Below are 5,328 nucleotides of genomic sequence, written 5' to 3' on the forward strand. Positions count from 1 at the left end.
GAAGGAGTCCGGCGGTGTCCTACTCTCCCACACCCTGGCGAGTGCAGTACCATCGGCGCTGAAGGGCTTAGCTTCCGGGTTCGGAATGTGACCGGGCGTTTCCCACTTCGCTATAACCACCGTAACACTATGAAACTAACCACCATGATCTGACTGGATGTGGTTGTTGTTTCAGAATTACACAGGGACGCGAGCACCAGAACACTTGGTGATGTTTTAAGTTGTCGGTTTATTAGTACCGGTCAGCTTCACTCATTACTGAGCTTCCACATCCGGCCTATCAACCCTATCGTCTCTAGGGAACCTCTCAACACCGTAGTGTTATGGAAACCTTATCTTGAAGCGTGCTTCCCGCTTAGATGCTTTCAGCGGTTATCACTTCCGAACGTAGCCAATCAGCCGTGCCCTTGGCAGAACAACTGACACACCAGAGGTTCGTCCATCCCGGTCCTCTCGTACTAGGGACAGGTCTTCTCAAGTTTCCTACGCGCACAGCGGATAGGGACCGAACTGTCTCACGACGTTCTAAACCCAGCTCGCGTACCGCTTTAATGGGCGAACAGCCCAACCCTTGGGACCTACTCCAGCCCCAGGATGCGACGAGCCGACATCGAGGTGCCAAACCATGCCGTCGATATGAGCTCTTGGGCAAGATCAGCCTGTTATCCCCGGGGTACCTTTTATCCGTTGAGCGACGGCGCTTCCACAAGCCACCGTCGGGTCACTAGTCCCCACTTTCGTGCCTGCTCGACATGTCTGTCTCACAGTCAAGCTCCCTTGTGCACTTACACTCAAAACCTGATTGCCAACCAGGCTGAGGGAACCTTTGGGCGCCTCCGTTACCCTTTGGGAGGCAACCGCCCCAGTTAAACTACCCATCAGGCACTGTCCCTGATCCGGATCACGGACCGAAGTTAGGAGCTCAATACGACCAGAGTGGTATTTCAACAATGACTCCACACCAGCTGGCGCCAATGCTTCACAGTCTCCCACCTATCCTACACAAGCCGTACCGAACACCAATACCAAACTGTAGTAAAGGTCCCGGGGTCTTTCCGTCCTGCTGCGCGTAACGAGCATCTTTACTCGTACTGCAATTTCGCCGAGTTCGTGGTTGAGACAGTGGAGAAGTCGTTACGCCATTCGTGCAGGTCGGAACTTACCCGACAAGGAATTTCGCTACCTTAGGATGGTTATAGTTACCACCGCCGTTTACTGGGGCTTAAATTCTCAGCTTCGCCACACAAGGTGACTAACCAGTCCTCTTAACCTTCCAGCACCGGGCAGGCGTCAGTCCGTATACATCGAATTACTTCTTCGCACGGACCTGTGTTTTTAGTAAACAGTCGCTTCTCCCTGGTCTCTGCGACCCTCACCCCTAGCACGCAAGTGCTTCAAGGCTTGGGCCCCCCTTCTCCCGAAGTTACGGGGGCATTTTGCCGAATTCCTTAACCACGATTCACTCGATCGCCTTAGTATTCTCTACCTAACCACCTGAGTCGGTTTGGGGTACGGGCGGCTCGAACCTCGCTAGAAGTTTTTCTCGACAGCATAGGATCACCCTACTTCCCACATACGTGGTCACCATCACATCTCAGCCAATACGACGTCCGGATTTGCCTAGACGTTCGGCCTACATGCTTGAACGGGGACAACCATCGCCCCGCGGAGGCTACCTTCCTGCGTCACTCCATCGCTTACCTACTACACGATCGGGTCCCACGCTCCCCACACACGCGAGGACCGAAGTCCTCAATGGCGTGGTTCGGGTGGTTAGCATCCCATGGTTCAGTATGGGCGGTTCTTCGCCGGTTCCGGAATATCAACCGGATGTCCATCGACTACGCCTGTCGGCCTCGCCTTAGGTCCCGACTTACCCAGGGCAGATTAGCTTGACCCTGGAACCCTTGGTTATTCGGCGGACGGGTTTCTCACCCGTCATTCGCTACTCATGCCTGCATTCTCACTCGTGTAGCATCCACGACTCGATCACTCGGCCGCTTCACTCGCCACACGACGCTCCCCTACCCAACAACACCCCCGTTAAGGGTATGTGTGTCATTGCCACAGCTTCGGTGATGTGCTTGAGCCCCGCTACATTGTCGGCGCAGAATCACTTGACCAGTGAGCTATTACGCACTCTTTAAAGGGTGGCTGCTTCTAAGCCAACCTCCTGGTTGTCACAGCAACTCCACATCCTTTCCCACTTAGCACACGCTTAGGGACCTTAGCTGATGATCTGGGCTGTTTCCCTCTCGACTACGAAGCTTATCCCCCGCAGTCTCACTGCCACGCTCTCACTTACCGGCATTCGGAGTTTGGTTGACGTCAGTAACCCGGTGGGGCCCATCAGCCATCCAGTAGCTCTACCTCCGGCAAGAAACACGCGACGCTGCACCTAAATGCATTTCGGGGAGAACCAGCTATCACGGAGTTTGATTGGCCTTTCACCCCTACCCACAGCTCATCCCCTCAGTTTTCAACCTAAGTGGGTTCGGTCCTCCACGCCGTCTTACCGGCGCTTCAACCTGGCCATGGGTAGATCACTCCGCTTCGGGTCTAGACCCAGCGACTCAAACGCCCTCTTCGGACTCGCTTTCGCTACGGCTACCCCACACGGGTTAACCTCGCCACTGAGCACTAACTCGCAGGCTCATTCTTCAAAAGGCACGCCGTCACCCCACACAGAGGCTCCGACGGATTGTAAGCACACGGTTTCAGGATCTATTTCACTCCCCTCCCGGGGTTCTTTTCACCTTTCCCTCACGGTACTAGTCCGCTATCGGTCACCAGGGAATATTTAGGCTTAGCAGGTGGTCCTGCCAGATTCACACGAGATTTCACGGGCCCCGTGCTACTTGGGAAACAGCACAACACAGCCAATTATGTTTCGTCTACGGGAGTCGCACCCTCTACGCCCAGCCATTCAAAACTGTTCGACTACACAACTGGTTTCTTACTGCGCACCCTGCTGTCAGACAAGGTCAGCACTGTCCCACAACCCCACAACCGCAACCCCTGACAGGTCTCACACGATCATGGTTTAGCCTCATCCGCTTTCGCTCGCCACTACTCACGGAATCACTCTTGTTTTCTCTTCCTGTGGGTACTGAGATGTTTCACTTCCCCACGTTCCCTCCCAACACCCTATGTGTTCAGGTGCAGGTGACCAGACATGATTCTGGTCGGGTTTCCCCATTCGGAAATCCCCGGATCACAGCCTGTTTATCGACTCCTCGAGGCATATCGCAGATTACAACGTCCTTCATCGGTTCCTGGTGCCAAGGCATCCACCGTGTGCCCTTAAAAACTTAAAGATCACAGATACTAGATGCTCGCGTCCACTGTGTAATTCTCAAACAACACGCCACACACCAACCAACCCACCACAACCACACCGAACCCTCACAGGTCCTCACGTGCAGTCGTTCGTGGCCGAGCCGTCAGTGCCAGCCAAACCCCAGAACACGCACGATGCATGTCCTGAGAACCCAACAACGCGCCAATCACACCCACCACCCCACCTCGGCCAGCCCGTTCCCCACACGCACAGCGATCACTCCCGCGAAGGAGTCCTCGTTACTCGTGTCGTACTTGAGCTCGCTCGAGCGAGCAGTGCGTGCACCATGATCATCGTTCCACCCAGCACACTCCCATCACACACGCGGTGATGCAAGAGCTCATGTGCTCCTTAGAAAGGAGGTGATCCAGCCGCACCTTCCGGTACGGCTACCTTGTTACGACTTAGTCCCAATCGCCAGTCCCACCTTCGACGGCTCCCCCCACAAGGGTTAGGCCACCGGCTTCGGGTGTTACCAACTTTCGTGACTTGACGGGCGGTGTGTACAAGGCCCGGGAACGTATTCACCGCAGCGTTGCTGATCTGCGATTACTAGCGACTCCGACTTCATGGGGTCGAGTTGCAGACCCCAATCCGAACTGAGACCGGTTTTTTGGGATTAGCTCCACCTCACAGTTTCGCAACCCTCTGTACCGGCCATTGTAGCATGCGTGAAGCCCAAGACATAAGGGGCATGATGATTTGACGTCATCCCCACCTTCCTCCGAGTTGACCCCGGCAGTCTCCCATGAGTCCCCACCATTACGTGCTGGCAACATGGAACGAGGGTTGCGCTCGTTGCGGGACTTAACCCAACATCTCACGACACGAGCTGACGACAACCATGCACCACCTGTACACCAGTCCGAAGACGCACACATCTCTGCATGATTCCGGTGTATGTCAAGCCTTGGTAAGGTTCTTCGCGTTGCATCGAATTAATCCGCATGCTCCGCCGCTTGTGCGGGCCCCCGTCAATTCCTTTGAGTTTTAGCCTTGCGGCCGTACTCCCCAGGCGGGGCGCTTAATGCGTTAGCTGCGGCACGGAACTCGTGGAATGAGCCCCACACCTAGCGCCCAACGTTTACGGCATGGACTACCAGGGTATCTAATCCTGTTCGCTCCCCATGCTTTCGCTTCTCAGCGTCAGTAATGGCCCAGAGACCTGCCTTCGCCATCGGTGTTCCTCCTGATATCTGCGCATTTCACCGCTACACCAGGAATTCCAGTCTCCCCTACCATACTCTAGTCTGCCCGTACCCACTGCAGAACCGGAGTTAAGCCCCGGTCTTTCACAGCAGACGCGACAAACCGCCTACAAGCTCTTTACGCCCAATAATTCCGGACAACGCTCGCACCCTACGTATTACCGCGGCTGCTGGCACGTAGTTAGCCGGTGCTTCTTCTCCAGGTACCGTCACGTTAGCTTCGTCCCTGGTGAAAGAGGTTTACAACCCGAAGGCCGTCATCCCTCACGCGGCGTCGCTGCATCAGGCTTTCGCCCATTGTGCAATATTCCCCACTGCTGCCTCCCGTAGGAGTCTGGGCCGTGTCTCAGTCCCAGTGTGGCCGGTCGCCCTCTCAGGCCGGCTACCCGTCGTCGCCTTGGTAGGCCATTACCCCACCAACAAGCTGATAGGCCGCGAGTCCATCCCCCACCAAAAAATCTTTCCACCAACACACCATGCAGTGATTGGTCATATCCAGTATTAGACCCAGTTTCCCAGGCTTATCCCAGAGTAGGGGGCAGGTTACTCACGTGTTACTCACCCGTTCGCCACTAATCCACACCAGCAAGCTGGCGCTTCATCGTTCGACTTGCATGTGTTAAGCACGCCGCCAGCGTTCGTCCTGAGCCAGGATCAAACTCTCCGTTAAAAAAAATCTGTATCCCAGCCGAAATCAAACGGTGACACCACACCACCACCCACAAAAAGGTGATCGTGTGTCTTGTATCCATCCATCAAACATCAGCCAGAACAACACCA

3 rRNA genes are annotated in these 5,328 nt (G+C 55.2%); all 3 read right to left on the reverse strand.

Annotated features, from left to right (window positions below):
* Positions 1–6: 6 nt before the first annotated feature.
* Positions 7–124: ribosomal RNA gene (gene rrf, locus D1832_RS14825) — 5S ribosomal RNA — on the reverse strand.
* Positions 125–212: 88 nt separating this feature from the next.
* Positions 213–3,317 (reverse strand): 23S ribosomal RNA (locus D1832_RS14830).
* 378 nt (positions 3,318–3,695) lie between these two features.
* Positions 3,696–5,218, reverse strand: a 16S ribosomal RNA gene (locus tag D1832_RS14835).
* The 16S, 23S and 5S rRNA genes sit together here, the layout of an rRNA operon.
* Positions 5,219–5,328 lie beyond the last annotated feature (110 nt).

The sequence above is a fragment of the Dermacoccus abyssi genome (assembly GCF_003515945.1).
In the GTDB taxonomy this organism is placed as follows: Bacteria; Actinomycetota; Actinomycetes; order Actinomycetales; family Dermatophilaceae; genus Dermacoccus; species Dermacoccus abyssi.